Source organism: Salinirubellus salinus (assembly GCF_025231485.1).
GTDB lineage: Archaea > Halobacteriota > Halobacteria > Halobacteriales > Haloarculaceae > Salinirubellus > Salinirubellus salinus.
Genome location: NZ_CP104003.1, coordinates 2,379,607 through 2,396,773 on the forward strand (window position 1 = coordinate 2,379,607; position 17,167 = coordinate 2,396,773).

Here is a 17,167-nt window from a genome sequence, read left to right on the forward strand (position 1 = left end):
CCGCGGTCAGACTGTCTCCAGTTCGCCGCCCTCGGCCTCCCACTCGGTGAGTGACCCCTCGTAGAACGCGAGGTCGGTGAACCCGAGGTGTCGCAGGACGACGTAGGTGTGGCTGATACGACGGGCGGTGTTGCAGTAGAGCACGACCCGTCGCTCCGGGTCGATATCGCGCTCGCGGAGGATCGCGCGTATCTCCTCGACGGGCCGCAGGCCACGTGAGTCCTGGTCGACCAGTTCGAGCCAGTCCAGTCGTACCGCGCCGGGGATGTGGCCCTCCTCGTACTCCCACTGCTCGCGCGTGTCGACGACGACGGTGTCCGGGTCCGAGAGCGCCGCCTCGACGGTGTCCATCTCCACGAGCGGCCCGCCAGGGTCGTACGCGGCGTGGTACTCGCTCGGGTCGACCGTCGGTGCCTCGCGGCTCACCTCTCCCTCGCGTTGCCACGCGCTGAAGTCGCCGTCCAGCAGGTGGAGTCGCTCGCGGGGGTGACCGTAGAGTTCCGCCGTGACGAGGAACCGCGCGGCGAACACCCCGTGGGTGTCGTCGTAGGCGACGAGGTGGTCGTCGTTCTCGATGCCCGCGGCCGAGAGGAGGTCCCCGAACACCTCGGCACCGGGGAGCATCCCCGCCTCGCCCCCGTCGGCCGACCGGAACGAGTCGAACGGGACGTTCACCGCGCCCGGCAGGTGCCCGATGCCGTCGTACTCCCACGCCTCGCGGACGTCGACCAGCCGGACGTCGGCGTCGCCGAGTCGCTCGGTCACCCACGCCGGGGCGACCACGATGTCGCTCATACACGCACTCGGAGGGCAGGGGTCACAAGCCCCTCGGCGGCGGCGGTTCCGGTCCCGACTCGGAGATACCAGCATACGTTGCCGATACGTGTGCGAGGCGGTTCCAGTGTCCCGCGCCGCCCCGACACGGACGCCCGCGCCGAGCGCCCGTCGGTGGACGCCCCCGGCGTGCCGTTACCGGCAACATTTACTGCATCTGCGCACAGGTGGCCGATACGTCCGGCAGGCGAGTAGATAACCGAGTGTGGCCTATACTAGCGGTCGCACCATGACCGACTACGCCAACGACGTCCTCGTCTCCGCCGACTGGGTCGAGGACCACCTCGAGGAGTTCCAGCGCGACGACCCCGCCCACCGACTGGTGGAGGTGGACGTCGACACCGAGGCCTACGAGGAGTCCCACGCGCCCGGAGCCGTCGGGTTCAACTGGGAGACCCAGTTGCAGGACCAGACGACCCGCGACGTCCTCACGAAGGAGGAGTTCGAGGACCTCATGGGGAGCCACGGCATCACCGAGGACTCCACCGTCGTCCTCTACGGTGACAACGCCAACTGGTTCGCCGCCTACACCTACTGGCAGTTCAAGTACTGGGGCCACGACGACGTGCGCCTGATGGACGGCGGCCGCGACTACTGGCTGGAGAACGACTACCCGACGACGGACGAGGTACCCGAGTTCTCCGCGCAGACCTACACCGCGAGCGGCCCCCGCGAGTCCATCCGCGCGTACCGCGACGACGTCGAGAACGCCATCGAGCGTGGCATCCCACTCGTCGACGTCCGCTCGCCCGAGGAGTTCTCCGGTGAGATCCTCGCCCCGCCGGGACTGCAGGAGACCGCCCAGCGCGGCGGTCACATCCCCGGCGCGAAGAACATCTCGTGGGCGGCCGTGACGAAGGACGACGGGACGTTCAAGTCCTTCGACGAGCTGCGAGACCTCTACGCCGAACACGGCATCACGGGCGAGGGGACCACCGTCGCCTACTGCCGTATCGGTGAGCGCTCCTCCGTCGCCTGGTTCGCACTCCACGAACTGCTGGGGTACGAGGACGCCATCAACTACGACGGCTCGTGGACCGAGTGGGGCAACCTCGTCGGCGCCCCCATCGAGAAGGGCAACTAGGTCGTCCACCCACCCGACCACTCTCCTCCCCGACCCAGCCAGCGACGCCTAGTGCCCGACCTCCTCCTCCGGCGGCTCCAGCATCCCCAGACTGAGCGCCAGCCACCCCACGCTCGCCACCATCATCGCGCTCCCGACCCCGAGGACGAGGTTCACGCCACCCTGCAACACGCCCAGCAGCATCACCACCATCCCGACGACGAGGAGTACCACCACGCCCGTGTACGCTGCAGTCTCGCTGACCATGGCTCGCCCTCGACGCCCACCCACCTAAGCGTGTCCCACAGTGACACACCACGTCCGGAGTCCCGCCACCTACAAGCCGCCAGCCGTGGAACTCCGGGGTATGAACGCAGACGAGTTCGTCGACGAGGTTCGCGAGGCGAACCGCACCGCCCTGTCCCGGCTCGGCTCCTCGAAGAGCCTGTACGCCGACACCATGGGCGAGATGGACACCGACACCGTCCTCACGGCCGCCGCCGACGCCGAGTTCCACGCCGCCGAGACGTACGCCGCGTGGGCCGACGACGAGGACGACACCGAGGTCGCGGAGGCGTTCGCGGCCACCGCCGACGAGGAGCAGGACCACTACGAGACGGTCGTCTCGAAACTCGGCGCGCACGACCCGAGCGACGAGCTCCCGGCCATCCAGACCTACCTCCGGCACCGCGAGGGGACCGTCGCCCGCCTCGGCGCGTTCGTCGGGCGCACGCTCGCCGCGGAGAAGTCGAAGGAGCAACTCACGGGCTTCTTCGTCGGCCAGGCCGACCCGCAGACCGCGGGGACGTTCCGCGAGATGGGTGGTGACCTCGACACGCAACTGGCGCGAGCGACCTCGCTACTGGCCGACCGCTGTGATACCGAGGACGAGTGGGACGTGGCGCTGGCCGCCGCGAGCGAGGCGATCCAGGCGGCCTACGAGGAGTACACGGAGCGACTGGAGGGGATGGGGGTGAACCCCAAGCCCGTCTGCTGAACCTTTTTCTCGTCGGGTGCGCCTTCGGCGCACCGCTCCTCGAAAAACGTTCACGAAAAAGGCGCGCCTCGCTGCGCTCGGCGCGGGTGGGTGTGCTTGTGGTTCAGCCCCGCTACCGCACCACCTCCGCTCCCCACCGCACCGCCTCAGCACCGCGACTGCACAGTAGGCCTTTTCGGGTTCCACGGCGTTCTGACTCCCATGAGCGACTTCGACAAGGAAGCGGAGCGGGAGAAACTGCGCGAGAAGTTCGCCAAGGACGAGCAGAAACGCGAGCGCACCTCGCGGATGAGCGAACTCCTCCTCAAGGGCGCGACGATGACGAACAAACACCACGACTGCGGGTCGCCCATCTTCCGCTGGGAGGGCGAGGAGTTCTGCCCCACCTGTCAGGGCACCCCCGACGGTGAAGGGGTCGCCCAGGTCGAGGGAGAGCAGGACGCAGCGGCGGCCGAGGCCGCCGACGTCGAGGTGGAGACGCCCGCCGAGCGCCCGAGCGAGGAGGCGCCGTCCCCGGAGACTGCCAACGGGACACCGGAGACGGCCGACCGGACGCCAGCGCGAGCGCCCGACACGGCACCCGAGACGGCCGCGGACGCACAGGCACCGACACCGGAGCCGACTCGCACGCCCACGCCCACGGGTGCGGCGAGCACGGCCGGGCAGGGCGGTGAGCTCGACGAGGCACGCGCGTCGCTCACCCGGACGCTCACGTCGCTGGCGCAGCAGGCGGAGGCGACGAGCGACCTCTCGAAACGGCGGGATCTGCTGGCGGCCGTCGAAGACGCGGCCGAGGCGCTCGAAGCGACCAAGCGCGCCGACCGCTGACCGGTCGGGTCAGCCGTCGTAGTCGCTCCCGACCACGTCCCGTATCCGACCGGCCGTCACCTTCCCGACCCCCTCGACGTCGAGCAACGCGTCCTCGTCGGCGGTCATCACCGCCTCCACGCTCCCGAAGTGTTCGAGCAGCGCGCGGGCCGTCACGGGCCCGACCTCGGCGATCGAGCCGACGACGTACTCCTGCTGTTCCGTGCGGGTCCGTTTCCCCTTCTCGCCGTGGACGCTCACCTGCCGGTCGTCGTCCTCCTGTTCGCGCCGGGCGATGGTGTAGAGCAGTTCGGCGGTGTCCTGCTCGTCGCTCGTGCGGAGGACGCTCGCACCGAAGTCCACCGCGAGCGAGGAGAGCGCCCCGCGGATGGCGTTCGGGTGGACGTTCCGCCGGCCGTAGAGGTCCTCGCCCTCCAGAACCACGACCGGCCGGGCGTAGTGGCGGGCCGCGTCGCCCACCTGCTCGAACATCGAGCGGTCACCCCCCGTCAGCGTGTCGAGGAAGTCCTCGACGGACTTTCGCTCGACGGCGACCCGGTCCGAGAGGACGTAGTCGCCGACCGCGAGCGTCTCCAGTCGCGTGCGGACCCCCTCCTTGCGCGAGAGGTCACGCGCGATGCTGGAGTCGAGTTCGCGCTGGTCGACGACGATCTCGACGCCGTCGAACGCCTCGTCCTCGCCAGCGGTGGCGACGACCGCGTCATCGGTCGCGTCGTCGTCGTCGGTCGCGTCGTCGCCGGTACCCGGTTCGGTCTCGGCCTCGCTCGCGTCCGGTTCGTCGGCCCCGTCCCCCTCGTCGACCTCGTCGCCGCCGCCCGCGAACGCGGAGATCCCGGCCTGTCCGTCGTCCCCGCTCGAACTGCCCGACCCGCCGGTAGCGGCCGTCGACGCGGTCGATTCGGTCGCCGCTGGCTCCGGGTCGGGGTCGCCTGTCGTGTCCGTCTTCGAGACGTCGGCCTCGGCCGCCGTGAACGTCGCCAGCGCCGCCTGCGTCTCGGTGAGTTCCGACTCGATGTCCCCCTCCATCGACTTGAGCTTCCGCAACTCCTGGGCCATCCGCTTCTCCTCGTTGCGCGACATCCAGTAGTACGCCTCGTCGCGCGTGTCGTTCGCGATGAGGACGACGACCTTCCCCTCGGTCTGCCGGCCGGTCCGGCCCTTCCGCTGGATGGAGCGGATGCCCTTCGGGACGGGTTCGTAGAACAGCACGAGGTCCACCTCCGGGACGTCGAGGCCCTCCTCGGCGACGCTGGTGGAGACGAGCACCTCGAACTCGCCGTTCCGGAACTCGTCGAGCGTCGCCTTCTGCTGGGTCTGGGTCATCCCGTCTGATCCCTCCCGGTCACCCTGACCGACGAACTTCCGGACGTCGAACGACTCGCTCAGGAACTCGACGAGCGTCTCGGCGGTGTCGCGCGACTCGGTGAACGCGATGACGCGGTCCCCACCCTCGATGCCGAGCGTCTCGGCCAGCAGGATGCGGGTCTTGCGGAACTTCGGGTGGATGTCGTCGTACCGCTCGGCGCGCGAGCGGGCCTGCTTCACGCCGAGTTCGCTCACGAACCGCTGGGAGGCCTTCGAGGCACCGGAGGACCGCGCGGCGTTCTCCTGTCGCTCGAAGTACCGGCGGAGGCTCTCGACCGACTGGGTCTCGGCGTAGGTGACGGCGGTCCGTATCTTCCGGAGTTCGGCGAGGATGCTCATCGCCTTGTAGCCCGCCGAGTCGTCGTCGTTCATCAGCTGGCGGGCCTTGGCCTGGAGTTTCCGGAGGTCGCCCTCCGAGAGCGACGGGTCCGTCTTCCGCGTGAGTCCCAGCTCCCGCAGCGTCTCCAGACGCTCGGCCATCACGTCGGTCAGCCGGTCGCGGATGTCGAGTATCTCCTCGGGCAGGTCGAGGTGCTCCCACTCGACGGTCGTCTCGTAGGTGTGCTGGGCCACGTCGGCGTCGTCCTCGGTCATCACCGCCACGTCGCGCAGGCCGAGGTTCTGACACACCTGCAGGATCTCCTCCTTGTCGCCGCCGGGCGAGGCGCTCATCCCCGTCACCAGCGGCGTCTCGGCGTCGGCGTGGTACCGCTCGGCGATGTAGTTGTACGCGTAGTCGCCGGTCGCGCGGTGACACTCGTCGAACGTGCAGTGGGTCACCTCGGCCAGCGAGACGCGGTTGCCGATGAGGTCGTTCTCGACGACCTGCGGGGTGGCGACGACGACCCGAGCCTCCTCCCAGACCGCGGCCCGGTCGTCCGGCCTGACCTCGCCCGTGAACACCACGATCTCGTCGTCGGGCACCTCGAGCGCCTCGCGGTAGAACGCGGCGTGCTGTTCGACCAGCGGTTTCGTCGGCGCCAGCAGGAGCGACTTCCCGCCGTACTCCGCGAGGCGGTGGGCCGTGACGAGCAGCGAGACGGCCGTCTTCCCGAGGCCCGTGGGCAGACAGACCAGCGTGTGGTCGGCCATCGCCGTCTCCGCGAGTTCCACCTGGTAGCGACGGTTCTCCAGCAGGCCCGGCACGACGAGTGGCCGGTCGAGGAACTGGTCGCTGTCGGTGGCCGCCATCTTGGCCCGAACTATCGCCCCACCGCTCAATAACCTTCGTACAGCGAGGTGAAAGTGGAGTGCGTGGCCGAGCAGCGAGGGACCGCAGGTCCCTCGTGCGAGCGGGCGCGAAGCGCCCGTGAGCGAATCGAGGCCACGGTGTGGCGAGCGGGAGCGAACGATCCACGAGTGGGGAACGGCGCGACCCGCGGGTTCAGGTCCGGTCCGGGTCCGTGGGGAGCGTCCCGAACTCCGCGGGCACCCACCGCTGGTCCTCGATGGGCGGGCGCTCGTAGTCGCCCCGTTCGGGCCGGGACGGCAACTCGATCGGCTCCGGGGTGCGGTCCTCGTAGTCGAACTGCGAGAGCAGGTGACTGATGCAGTTGAGCCGCGCGTGGCGCTTCACGTCCGCGTCGACGACGTACCACGGCGCGAACTCGGTGTCAGTCGCCTCGAACATCCGGTCTTTCGCCCGCGAGTAGGCCTCCCACTGGGTACGGGCCTCGAGGTCCATCGGGCTCAGTTTCCACCGCCGCCTCGGATCCTCGTTGCGCCGCTCGAACCGGCGTTCCTGCTCGGCGTCGCTGATGGAGAACCAGTACTTCAGGAGCACCATCCCGCTGTCCACGAGCAGTCGCTCGAACGTGGGACACGAGTCGAGGAACCGCTCGTACTCCTCGTCCGTACAGAATCCCATCACCCGCTCGACGCCGGCGCGATTGTACCACGAGCGGTCGAACAGCGCCATCTCACCCGCGGTGGGGAGGTGTTCGACGTACCGCTGGAAGTACCACTGGCCCTGCTCGCGCTCCGTGGGCTTGTCCAGTGCCACCACCCGGACGATGCGAGGGTTCAGCCGCTTCGTGATGCGCTTGATGACCCCGCCCTTCCCGGCGGCATCGCGGCCCTCGAACACCACGCAGACGGGGATGCCCTCGTCACGCAGCCAGTGCTGGAGTTTCACCAGCTCCGTCCGCAGGCGCTTCAGCTCCTTCTTGTACGGCTTCTTCTTCAGCACCCCGTCCTCGTCGTACCGGTCGTCGTCGGCGAGCGGGTGGCGTGTCTCGTCGGCCCCGTCCTCGGTCATACCACGGAAGAGGCGCGAGGGAGGATAAGCGGTCGGGCGGCGGACGCCGGGTGCTCAGTCGTGGATCCGGACGGTCGCACCGGCGTCGATGGCCACGTCCGCCACGTCGGCGAGCGTCCGCAGCGTCTCGTACCCACCCGCCAGCCGTCGCTCGGCGGGCGTGAACCACTGCTGGGCGTCGGCCGCCCACCGCTCCAGCAGGGGGTCGACGGCGCGCTCCGCCCGGAGCACCTCGGCGTGCGCTCGGCAGTCGGTCCGGAGCGCCCGGAGCGTCGACTGGTCGAGCCGTGCCTCGACACGCGCCGGGGGGTCACGCTCCGGTAGCCGGAGCACCTCGCGCAGCGAGTCGACCCGCCGATCCACCGTCGCCAGTTCGGCCGCCAGTCCGTCCAGTCGCCCCGCGGTCACCGTGGTCCGCCGGGGGGCGCGCCGCTCGCCACGGACGGCCCGGACCGTCTCGTAGTCGTCCGGCGCGAACGCGACCACGCGGTGCACGGCCGGTCGTCGGCCGGCGTCGACTTGGGCGTGGCGGCGCGAGGCGGTCCCCGGACGGCCCCACGGGGTGGGACTTATCCCGACTACCGTCCTTTGCTCGCGCATGACCGTCTACGAGACCGACGTCCCCGGCGTCGGCAAGAAGTTCGAACTCGACGTCGAGGACGACGCCCGGGCCGTCGTCCTCCTCCACCACGACGGCCGGGTCGAGGTGTTCCGCCGCTCGAACCCGGACGCCGACTCGGAGAAGGTGTTCGACCTGACGCGGGGCGAGGCCAACCGCCTCGGCTCCATCCTCGAGGGGGCCTACTTCGAGGCCGTCTCCACCGACGAACTCCAGGTCCCGCTCGGCGACGCGTTCATCGAGTGGGTCGACATCGACGAGGACTCGCAGGTCGCCGGCCAGACGCTCGTCGAGTCCGACCTCCGGAACGTCACCGGCGTCTCCGTCATCGCCGTCCAGCGCGGCGAGGAGACCATCCCCAACCCGGACCCCGAGTTCCAGGTGGAGGCCGGTGACATCCTCGTCACGCTCGGTAACCGCGAGCAGCAAGCCGACTTCGCCGCCCGCTGCCGGTAGATGGCGGCCGCCGGACTCCTGCTCGACGCCGGGGTCGTCCTCGCCGCCGTCGCCGTCGGCGGCGCCATCGCGACCCGTCTCGACCAGTCGGTCATCCCCGCCTACATCGTCGGCGGGGTCCTGCTCGGCCCGAACGGGCCCGTGCCGAGTCTCCGCCTCGTCGGCTCCGCGGAGTTCATCGACCTGCTGCAGGGGCTCGGCGTCATCCTCCTGCTGTTCTTCATCGGCCTGCACTTCTCGCCCTCGACGCTCGTCGAGCGCCGCGAAGCCGTCTTCCGCGCCGGCGGACTGGACCTGCTGAACGGCCTCGTCGGCCTCGCGTTCGGCTTCCTGCTCGGGTTCACCGCACTCGAGTCGCTGCTGCTCGCCGGCGTCGTCTACATATCCTCCTCCGCGATAATCACCAAGTCGCTCATCGAACTCGGCTGGATCGCCGACCCCGAGGCCGAGTCCATCCTCGGCCTGCTCGTCTTCGAGGACATCGTCATCGCCGTCTACCTCGCCATCGTCGCCGCGCTCGCGCTGGGCGGGACCGGCGGCGTCGGCGGGGGCGGCGCGCTCACCGCCGTCGGCGTCAGCCTCGTCGTCGTCGCCCTCCTCGCCCTCCTCGCGTTCCGCGGGACTCCCGTGGTCGAGCGCGTGCTCGACACCCGCTCCGACGAACAGTTCCTCGTGCGCATCCTCGCGGTCGCGACGCTCGTCGGCGGCGGCGCGCTCTACCTCGGCGTGAGCGAGGCCGTCGCCGCGTTCTTCCTCGGGGCCGCCGTCGGCGGCACCACTCACGCCGACCGTGTCGAGCGCGTCATCACCTCCGAGCGTGACCTCTACGCCGCCGTCTTCTTCTTCGCCATCGGCCTTGCGACCGACCTCTCGACGCTCCTCCCCCTGCTCGTCCCGGTGCTCGCGCTCGCGGTGGTCTCGGGCGCCGGCAAACTCGTCACGGGCTACCTCGGCGGCCGGGCCTACGGTCTGAGCGAGCGGCGCTCGGCCCGCGTCGCGGTGGCGATGGTCGCCCGCGGGGAGTTCTCGCTCGTCATCGCCGCCATCGCCGTGCAGGCGAACCTCGACCCGCGGCTCTCGGCGCTCGCGGTCGGCTACGTCCTCGTGATGAGCGTGGCCGGGACGGTGCTGATGAGCCAGTCGGCGCGGGTGGAGGACCTCGCCGAGCGGTTCCTCGCTGGTCGGACGCTCGCGGAGGGACCAGCCGGCCCGGAGACCTCCTGAGGGCCCGACACCTGCGTCACTCGCTCGCTTCCCCCACGCTCGCCGTGAACCCCACCGCCCGCAGTCGCTCGGCCAGCGGCAGGCCGATACCCGACGCGGGCGTCAGCACCCCACCGGAGAGCGGCGAGTCGACCTCGTCTCGCAGGAGACACATCGCGGACTCGCCGAGCATCCGGGCGGTGCCGCCGTAGCCGGGGTCGCGGTCGGTGCCGAACTCGGCCTCGACGGTGAACGGCCCGTCCGTGGCCGTCCCCCGTCCGAGCACGCGGACGGTGAAGTGCCCGTTCTCGATCTGTCGCTCCGAGGGACCCTCGCCGGGCGCGGGGAACACGAACCGGCGCAGCGTCGAGCGGACCGGGGCGACGGACATCGCGGCCGAGAACAGCCCGAGACCACCGGCGACGGCCGACGAGGTGGCCGCACCGACCAGCGAGCGGCCGGTCGGGACGACCTCCGAACACTGGAACTCGCGGCCGTAGGGGTAGCCCAGCAGCGCGTTGCTGCGCCGGACCACGCGCTCGTTCACCGGCGCCATCGGGGAGGGAGCCGTCCACTCCCCGGTCAGGCGGTCCTTCCGCGCGAGGCGTTGCTGGCCGCGGTCGACGCCGTCGCGCTCGCCGGGCGGCGCCAGCGAGTACGGGTTCCGGAGCGTCTCGCGAGCCACCGGGTCCTTCGAGGCGGCCTCGAACAGTTCGGCGAAGCTCGCCAGCGTGCCGCCGCTGACCCCGCCGCTCGCGCTCTCGAGGTAGATACGGACCTGCTCGCACGGCGCCCCGAACGTCTCCGTCGCGTAGGACTGGACGAGCAGGGTGCCGATGTCCGCGGGCACGGAGTCGAACCCACAGCTGTGGACGATGCGCGTCTCGGCGTCGACCGCCGCGTCGTGGTAGCGGTCGACCGTCTCCCGGACCCAGTTCACCTCGCCGGTCAGGTCGCAGTAGTCAGTCCCGGTCTCGATGCACGCCTCGACCAGCGGCGTCCCGTAGGTCGTGTACGGCCCGACGGTGGTGGCGACGACGTGCGTGTCGCGGGCGATGGCGCGCAGGCTCTCGGGGTCGGTGGCGTCGCCGAGCACCGTGGGGACCGCGTCCCACGCGGTGCCCGCGCAGAGGTCGGCCTCGACGGCGGCGAGACGGTCGGCGTCGCGGCCGCCGATGGCCAGCGAGAGCTCGTCCGGCGGGTACTGTTCGGCGAGGTACTCGGCGAGGAGACGGCCGGCGACGCCGGTCGCCCCCCACACCACGATGTCGTACGGACGGTCGCTGTCGGACACGGGTACGGCCGGTGGTACGCGACCCGGCGGCTAAAGCCTCTTGATGGGGCTGGCGCCGGGCGGGAGTGAGCGGCGGCGAGTCGTGCCAGCGCGTCACACCACCGCCAGCACGACTGTCATCGCCGTGGCCGCCGCCGGCGGGATGGTGAGGTTGTCGTCCACCACGTAGCCCGCCACGACCGGCTTCACGCCGTCGGCGAGCGTCGCCGCCGCCCCGCCGGCCGCCGCGGCGAGCCACGAGGGGACGAACGGCACCGCCAGCAGCGTACAGGTCCCGAACATCACCAGCAGGACGTACGTCCGTTTCACCGACTGGAGTTCGTCCGACCCGAGCAGGCCGCTCACCGGGTCGCCGATGGCCAGCATCAGCATCGAGGCGGCGGCGACCCCCTCCGTGACGCCGAGCCCGGCCGAGACGGCGAGGGCGACGAGCGTCATGCTCACCGTGTAGAGCGCGTAGCCGGCGAGGTTCTCCTGCTCGTACTCGCGGGTCAGGCGGTCGTAGACCCACGACTCCAGTCCCCCGAGCAGGCGACCGGCCTCAAGCGCCATCGCCACCACGAGGCCGAACACCCAGAGCCCCTGCACCGCTCGCCAGTCGTAGATACCCACGGCCCACCCCAGCGGGACGAGCGCGCCGAGCGAGTGGACGAGTCGGCGCTGGACCTCCGGGGGGACCGAGACCATCGGGTTACTCGCCGAGCGTCTTCGTCCCCGCGCGGAGCGCGGTCAGTTCGGCCGGGAGGTCGGCCACGTCGACGCGAGCCTGCTCGGTCGAGTCGCGTTCACGGACGGTGACGGTGTCGTCCTCCAGCGTCTCGTAGTCGACGGTGACGCAGTAGGGCGTGCCCACCTCGTCCTGTCGGCGGTAGCGCCGGCCGATGTTGCCCGACTCGTCGTACTGGACCGAGAAGCCGGCGTCGCGGAGGGTCTCGGCGATCTCCTCGGCCGTCTCGTCCATGCCGTCCTTGCCCATCAGCGGGAACACGCCGACGGTCGTGGGCGCGACCTCCGCGGGCAGGTCGAGGTAGGCGCGCTCCTCGCCGTCCACCTCGTCGGTCGAGTAGGCGTGCGTCAGCACCGTGTAGACGATGCGGCCGATACCGAACGACGGCTCGACGACGTGCGGCGTGACGTGCTCGCCCGACTCCGTGACCGTCTCGACCGAGAAGTTCGCCACCTCGCTGGCGACCTCGTAGGACTCGCCGTCGACCTCGACCGTGACCGAGTCGCCGTCGAAGGCGTCGGGGTCGGTCGCCGCGAGGTCGTGCAGGGCGTCGGCGATGTCTGCGGCGGCACCGCCGTACTCGGGGCCGAGCGTCGCCATGTCCAGGTCGACCGTGGCGCGCTCGACGGTCCGGGGCTCGTCGTACTGCTTGAACACGGTGAAGTCGTCGTCCGCGTACTCGCCGTGTTTCGAGAGGTCGTAGTCCGACCGGTAGGCGAACCCCGTTATCTCGACCCAGTTGCCGCCGACCTCCGCCTCGGCGTCCCAGCAGTCCGCGGCGTAGTGCGCCAGCTCGCCGCCGAGGTGCTGGCGGAAGCGGAACCGGTCCATGTCAACGCCGACGCGCTCGTACCAGCCCTGCGAGACGCCGAGGTAGTAGGCCACCCACGGGTCAACGGTGCCCGAGTCGACGGCCTCCTGCACGGTCATCTCGACGTACTCCTCGTCCTCGGCCTCCTGCTCGGCCGCCGGGTAGAGCGTCAACTCCACGTCCGCGACCTTCGAGATGTCCGGCTCGTCCGCCTCCGGGTCGACGAAGTGCTCCAGCTCCGCTTGCGTGAACTCGCGCACCCGGACCAGCGCCCGCCGCGGGGCGATCTCGTTGCGCCACGCCGTGCCGATCTGGCCCACCGCGAACGGGAGCTGGCCGCGGGCGTACTCCTTCAGCCGCGGGAACTCGACGAAGATGCCCTGTGCCGTCTCGGGCCGGAGGTAGCCCTGCTTGCCCGTGCCGGGGCCGATGGTCGTCTCGAACATGAGGTTGAAGTCCTCGACCGGCACCCCGGCGAGCGACTCGCCACAGGAGGGGCAGACGAGGTCGTACTCCTCGAACAGCGCCTCGACGTCCGCGATGGGCATCGCCTCGGCGTCGGCGACGTCCGTGCTATCCTCGACGATGTGGTCGGCCCGATGGGACGTCTCACACTCGGGACACACGATGATCATGTCGTCGAAGCCGTCGAGGTGGCCCGACGCCTCGAAGACGGCCTCGGGCATCACGTCGGGGGCGGCGATCTCGGTGTGGCCCTCTCGCGTGAGGAACCGGTCGCGCCACGCGTCCTCGATGGCCCGCTTCAGCGCCGCGCCCTGCGGCCCGTAGGTGTAGAAGCCGGCGACGCCGCCGTACGCCTCCACCGCGGGGAAGAAGAACCCGCGACGCTTGGCGAGTTCGGCGACCGTCTCCAGTTCGTTCTCACGCATCGACGAGCGCCTCCAGCAGGTCCATGTCGACGACGACGCCGACGAGGTCGCCCGCCTCGAGGACGGGGATCTGCTCGATGCCGTGTGAGATCATGAGCTGAGCCGCCTCGCGGGCGGTCCGCTTGGCCGAGACGGTGACGAGGTCCTCGGTCATGAACTCGCGGACGGGTTCGCTCGGTATCTCGACGTTCCGCGTCGGCGTGTAGCGCGACCCGACAGCCTTGATGCCCTCCCACATCCACTCGTCGTCCTGGTCGGCGAAGGAGTCGCCCGTCTCCGCCTCACCCTCGACGACGCGGGCCACGTCGATGATGTCCACCTCGGTGAGCATCCCGCACGGTTCGCCCTCCTCGTCGAGGACGACGCCGTAGGGGACCTGTGCGTAGGAGAGTTCGCGGCCAGCGACGGGGAGCGGCGTCTCGACGTACACGGAGTTGACGGCGGCCGTCCGCACCTCGCCGACCACCGTGTCCCCGTCGGTCAGGCCGTCGGCGATGGCCCGGACCACGTCGGTGATGGTGACGATGCCCACGAGTCGGCTGTCGACCACCGGGACGCGGCGAGCGCCCGTCTCGCGCATCAGCGCGGCCAGTTCCGAGATATCGTCGTCCGCCTCGACGCTCGGGACGGCCTCGACGAGCATCGCGAGCTGGTCCTCGTCGGGCTGGTCGATGAGCGACTCGCGCGAGACCAGCCCACGGAACTCCTCGCCGTCGTCGGTCTGTTTGACCACCGGGACGGAGGAGAACGACCGCTCCTGGAGGTATGCGAGCACGTCCTCGCGGGTACCGGGGAGCTCGACAGTCACGAGCGACTCCCGGGGAGTCATAGCGTCTGCGACGTTCATAGACAGGGTGGCGCGCCGGCGCTACTAAGAGGTTTCACATCCGCGCGGCGCCCTCACACGCGTCGACGCCGCTCGACGGTCACTCCTCGGTCGACTCGTCGTCGAAGTCCTCCGGGAGCCGCTGGTCCTCGACTTCCTCGGGGTCGACGTCGTCCAGTCGGGCGTTCTGCATCGGTGGGTTCTCCCCGGCCATCTGCGCGACGGTCCATCGGTCGAACTCCTCGACCCCCTCGACGGCGGCCTTCTCCATCTCCTCGGAGACCTGCTGCAGGCGCTGCTCCCCGTCCGGGAAGAACGGCTCCCACTGCTCGTGGCGGAAGCTCCCGAGGTGGGTCTTGTCGAGCAACTGGACGTGCGTGTACATCTCCCCCTGCTTCATCGCGGTGGCGATGAGCGGGTTCGCGTGCATCAGCTCGTAGTTGCCGGCCAGCAGGATGGCCCGGTCCGTCTCCCGGTCGTAGAAGACGGTCACCTGGAAGACGGTCCCGGCCACCTCGTTGCGGAACACCTCGTACTCGTCGAACCCACCGGGGCGGAACGCGCTCGTGAAGTCCTCCTCGTAGTTGTTCGGGATGACGTAGGTGAGCCCGAAGCGGCCCTCCGGTTCCACGCGGGGGCTCTCGGGGGCGGTGTGGCCGGCGCCGACGTAGGTGGCGTCCCAGCCGTCCGCTTCCAGCTCCTCGGCCATCGCCTTCATCTCCTCGATGGTCGCCTCCCAGGCGTCCTTGTACGCCTGTGCGTTCTGACTCATCCGCTCGGCGTAGTCGAGTTCGTCTTCGGTGTGCGTGGGCATTCTTGGCGGCCGTAGCGGCCCCACACGGAAAGCCCTTTTCAGGTTCTCCGGGGCTCAGGCCCCGACGACCACGCCGAACACCGTCTCCATCACGAACGAGATGGCGAGCATCAGGGCACCCGCAAGCAACACCCGGACGCCGGTCGGGAACCGCTCGCTGGGCGCCAGCGCGAAACCGCCGAGCAGCCGGTCGACGAGCGCCTGGAACGGCGTCGACTCCGCCGACCGACTCACGTACGGTTCGTCGCGCCACGCTGGCGTCGGCCGCGAGAGCACGCCGCCGATTCCGAGCGCGAGGAAGCCGACGACGAACAGGAGGTACTTCACGCCCAGCCAGCGCCCGCCCAGCGCGAAACTGATGGCGGCGCTGACGGCGACGACGACTGTCGTCAGGACGAGCGCGCGGGCCAGCGCGTCGAGCAGTCGGCGGGCGAACGAGGCGCTGTCGGCGCCCCCGCCGTCGACGCCCTGACCGACGCTCATCTCAGTCGTCGGCGCTCGCGGCGCCGGCACTCGACCCGCCCTCGGTCCGACCCAGCACGCGGTCGAACACGGGCTCTGGTTCCTCGTACTCCGCCAGGTGACGGTGACAGAAGCTCGTCCGTCCCGACTCGCTGACGGGGTTGTGCGCGGGCTTCTCGCCGTCACACACGCTGGAGAACTCGGCGGCGAGTACCTCCAGCGCACGCTCCTCGTCGCCGTCCATCGCCGCCTCGACGGCCTCGGTGACCGTCGGCCGGACCGACTCGGGGAGGGTCTCCAGCATCTCGAGACCGCTCCGGTCGTCCGGCGTCCCGTCCGTCGTCGGCGTGGCCGGGTTCCCCTCGCCGAAGATCTCGACGAGGATGTCCTCGTAGCCGGCGAACCGCGTCTCCAGACCGAGCAGTTCGCGCGTCGTCTCGGTCAGGGTCTTGTCCGCGCGCTGGCGCTCGCGGAGGATGCCGCGCAGCACCTCGATACCCTCCCAGACGTCGTCGTCGAGCGTCTCGTACTCGTCGGGGCGTATCTTCACCGGACAGCGCGTGGCGAACGGGCAGCCCTCGGGCGGGAACCGCGGCGACGGGGGCGTCCCGCGCAGGGTCACCCGCTCGCGGTCCGCCGTCGGGTCCGTCGACGGGATGGCCGACAGCAGCGAGTACGTGTACGGGTTCTTCGGCTGCTCGAACAACTCCTCGGTGTCGCCGATCTCCATGATGTGTCCGAGGTACATCACCGCGACCCGGTCACAGATGTGCCGAACGACCGAGAGGTCGTGGGCGATGAACAGGTACGTCAGCCCGAACTCGTCCTGCAGGTCCTCGAGCAGGTTGAGGATCTTCGCCTGCACGGAGACGTCGAGCGCCGAGACCGGTTCGTCGAGGACGACGAACTCCGGTTCCAGCGCGAGCGCCCGCGCGATACCGATGCGCTGGCGCTGGCCCCCGCTGAACTGGTGGGGGTACCGGAAGTAGTGCTCCTCCTGCAGGCCGACCGTGCGCAGGAGGTTCCGGACGTGTTCACGCCGGATGCGGCTCTTGGACTTCACGACGTCCACGTCGACGGTCAACTCGGTCCCGTCGTCGTCCACGGTGACACGGACGTCGTCGGGCGAGAGGGGGACGTTCTCCCGGACCTGCACGTCGGTGCCCGTCGAGTCGACGGTGACGGTCAGGTCCACGTCACGGCCCTCCGCACCCTCGGGCGCCTCGACGCCGTCGCCCGTCACGGTCGCGGGCTTGTTCGCCTCGACCGTCACCGCGAGGTTGGGCCAGTCGTGGACGTCGAGCGGCTCCCGGACGATCTCGCCGACCGTCATCCGGTCGTTGAGCGAGGACTCCGGGTCCTGGAACACGATCTGTGCGTTCCGCCGCCAGTTCTTGAGGTCCGTGCCGGCGAGCTTCGTGATGTCCTCGCCGTCGAACAGCACCTCGCCGTCCGTGGCGTTCTCGAGCTGGACGAGCGTCCGTCCGAGCGTGGTCTTCCCACAGCCGGACTCGCCGACGAGCCCCAGCGTCTCGCCACGCTTGATCTCGAAGTCGACGCCGTCGACGGCCTTGACCGGGGTGCCGGCCACGGCGCTGGCGCCGTCCTCCTCGGTGTCGAGCCGCGCGGGGTTGAGCGTCGGCGTCGCCCCCTGTCCCCAGAGGTCGAACACCATCACCGCCACGTAGAACGTGGCGAGCGCGCCCGGCACGATCGCCAAC

At 70.2% G+C, this 17,167-nt stretch carries 16 protein-coding genes and 1 pseudogene; 5 read left to right on the top strand and 12 right to left on the bottom strand.

Annotation, left to right across the window (positions count from 1 at the left end; translation table 11 throughout):
• Positions 1-6: 6 nt before the first annotated feature.
• Positions 7-795: a sulfurtransferase gene (locus tag N0B31_RS12770; RefSeq protein WP_260592016.1), complete on the bottom strand. Its 789-nt coding sequence runs from the start codon at positions 793-795 to the stop codon at positions 7-9.
• Between the two features lie 268 nt (positions 796-1,063).
• On the opposite strand from N0B31_RS12770, the gene N0B31_RS12775 reads away from it, so the two are divergent.
• Positions 1,064-1,918: a sulfurtransferase gene (locus N0B31_RS12775; RefSeq protein ID WP_260592017.1), complete on the top strand. Its 855-nt coding sequence runs from the start codon at positions 1,064-1,066 to the stop codon at positions 1,916-1,918.
• Between the two features lie 48 nt (positions 1,919-1,966).
• Here the strand turns inward: N0B31_RS12775 and N0B31_RS12780 are convergent, their stop codons facing one another.
• Positions 1,967-2,164 (bottom strand): hypothetical protein, encoded by a 198-nt coding sequence (locus tag N0B31_RS12780; protein WP_260592018.1) that lies wholly within the window; start codon positions 2,162-2,164, stop codon positions 1,967-1,969.
• A 100-nt stretch (positions 2,165-2,264) separates the two neighbouring features.
• On the opposite strand from N0B31_RS12780, the gene N0B31_RS12785 reads away from it, so the two are divergent.
• Both N0B31_RS12785 and N0B31_RS12790 read left to right on the top strand, forming a co-directional pair.
• A complete protein-coding gene (locus N0B31_RS12785) occupies positions 2,265-2,894 on the top strand; it encodes a rubrerythrin family protein (protein WP_260592019.1) in 630 nt (209 codons plus the stop codon).
• A gap of 201 nt (positions 2,895-3,095) precedes the next feature.
• Positions 3,096-3,722, top strand: a complete 627-nt coding sequence (locus tag N0B31_RS12790; RefSeq protein WP_260592020.1) for an Sjogren's syndrome/scleroderma autoantigen 1 family protein — start codon at positions 3,096-3,098, stop codon at positions 3,720-3,722.
• 9 nt (positions 3,723-3,731) lie between these two features.
• Here N0B31_RS12790 and N0B31_RS12795 read toward each other — a convergent pair whose 3' ends face one another.
• The 3 genes from N0B31_RS12795 to N0B31_RS12805 all read right to left on the bottom strand — a co-directional run bounded on the left by N0B31_RS12795 (position 3,732) and on the right by N0B31_RS12805 (position 7,839).
• A complete protein-coding gene (locus N0B31_RS12795) occupies positions 3,732-6,278 on the bottom strand; it encodes a DEAD/DEAH box helicase (RefSeq protein WP_260592021.1) in 2,547 nt (848 codons plus the stop codon).
• Positions 6,279-6,471: 193 nt separating this feature from the next.
• Entirely contained in the window at positions 6,472-7,344 is an 873-nt protein-coding gene (ppk2, locus tag N0B31_RS12800) for a polyphosphate kinase 2 (RefSeq protein ID WP_260592022.1), read from the bottom strand.
• Between the two features lie 54 nt (positions 7,345-7,398).
• On the bottom strand, positions 7,399-7,839 hold the full coding sequence (locus tag N0B31_RS12805; RefSeq protein ID WP_260592023.1) for a hypothetical protein: 441 nt from the start codon (positions 7,837-7,839) through the stop codon (positions 7,399-7,401).
• 103 nt (positions 7,840-7,942) lie between these two features.
• Here N0B31_RS12805 and N0B31_RS12810 point away from each other — a divergent pair, with 103 nt between their 5' ends.
• Together N0B31_RS12810 and N0B31_RS12815 are read left to right on the top strand one after the other, a co-directional pair.
• Complete coding sequence (locus tag N0B31_RS12810; RefSeq protein ID WP_260592024.1) at positions 7,943-8,419, top strand: cation:proton antiporter regulatory subunit; 477 nt, start codon at positions 7,943-7,945, stop codon at positions 8,417-8,419.
• Positions 8,420-9,643: a cation:proton antiporter gene (locus tag N0B31_RS12815; RefSeq protein ID WP_260592025.1), complete on the top strand. Its 1,224-nt coding sequence runs from the start codon at positions 8,420-8,422 to the stop codon at positions 9,641-9,643. It abuts the gene before it with no gap.
• A 16-nt stretch (positions 9,644-9,659) separates the two neighbouring features.
• On the opposite strand, the gene N0B31_RS12820 is transcribed toward N0B31_RS12815, so the two are convergent.
• The 7 genes and pseudogenes from N0B31_RS12820 to N0B31_RS22605 all read right to left on the bottom strand — a co-directional run.
• Complete coding sequence (locus N0B31_RS12820) at positions 9,660-10,916, bottom strand: saccharopine dehydrogenase family protein (RefSeq protein ID WP_260592026.1); 1,257 nt, start codon at positions 10,914-10,916, stop codon at positions 9,660-9,662.
• A gap of 93 nt (positions 10,917-11,009) precedes the next feature.
• Positions 11,010-11,603 carry a dolichol kinase gene (locus N0B31_RS12825; protein WP_260592027.1) on the bottom strand — a complete coding sequence of 198 codons (594 nt, stop codon included), beginning with the start codon at positions 11,601-11,603 and terminating at the stop codon, positions 11,010-11,012.
• Between the two features lie 4 nt (positions 11,604-11,607).
• A complete protein-coding gene (gene glyS, locus N0B31_RS12830) occupies positions 11,608-13,344 on the bottom strand; it encodes a glycine--tRNA ligase (protein WP_260592028.1) in 1,737 nt (578 codons plus the stop codon).
• Complete coding sequence (locus tag N0B31_RS12835; protein WP_260592029.1) at positions 13,337-14,191, bottom strand: CBS domain-containing protein; 855 nt, start codon at positions 14,189-14,191, stop codon at positions 13,337-13,339. Before N0B31_RS12835 ends, glyS begins: the two co-directional genes overlap by 8 nt.
• Before the next feature lie 79 nt (positions 14,192-14,270).
• Positions 14,271-14,984, bottom strand: coding sequence for a DUF7529 family protein (locus tag N0B31_RS12840; RefSeq protein WP_260592030.1), 714 nt, complete (start codon positions 14,982-14,984; stop codon positions 14,271-14,273).
• Between the two features lie 54 nt (positions 14,985-15,038).
• Positions 15,039-15,467 carry a DUF7555 family protein gene (locus N0B31_RS12845; protein ID WP_260592031.1) on the bottom strand — a complete coding sequence of 143 codons (429 nt, stop codon included), beginning with the start codon at positions 15,465-15,467 and terminating at the stop codon, positions 15,039-15,041.
• Between the two features lies 1 nt (position 15,468).
• Positions 15,469-17,055: pseudogene (locus N0B31_RS22605) on the bottom strand (ABC transporter ATP-binding protein); the annotation flags it as partial.
• Positions 17,056-17,167 lie beyond the last annotated feature (112 nt).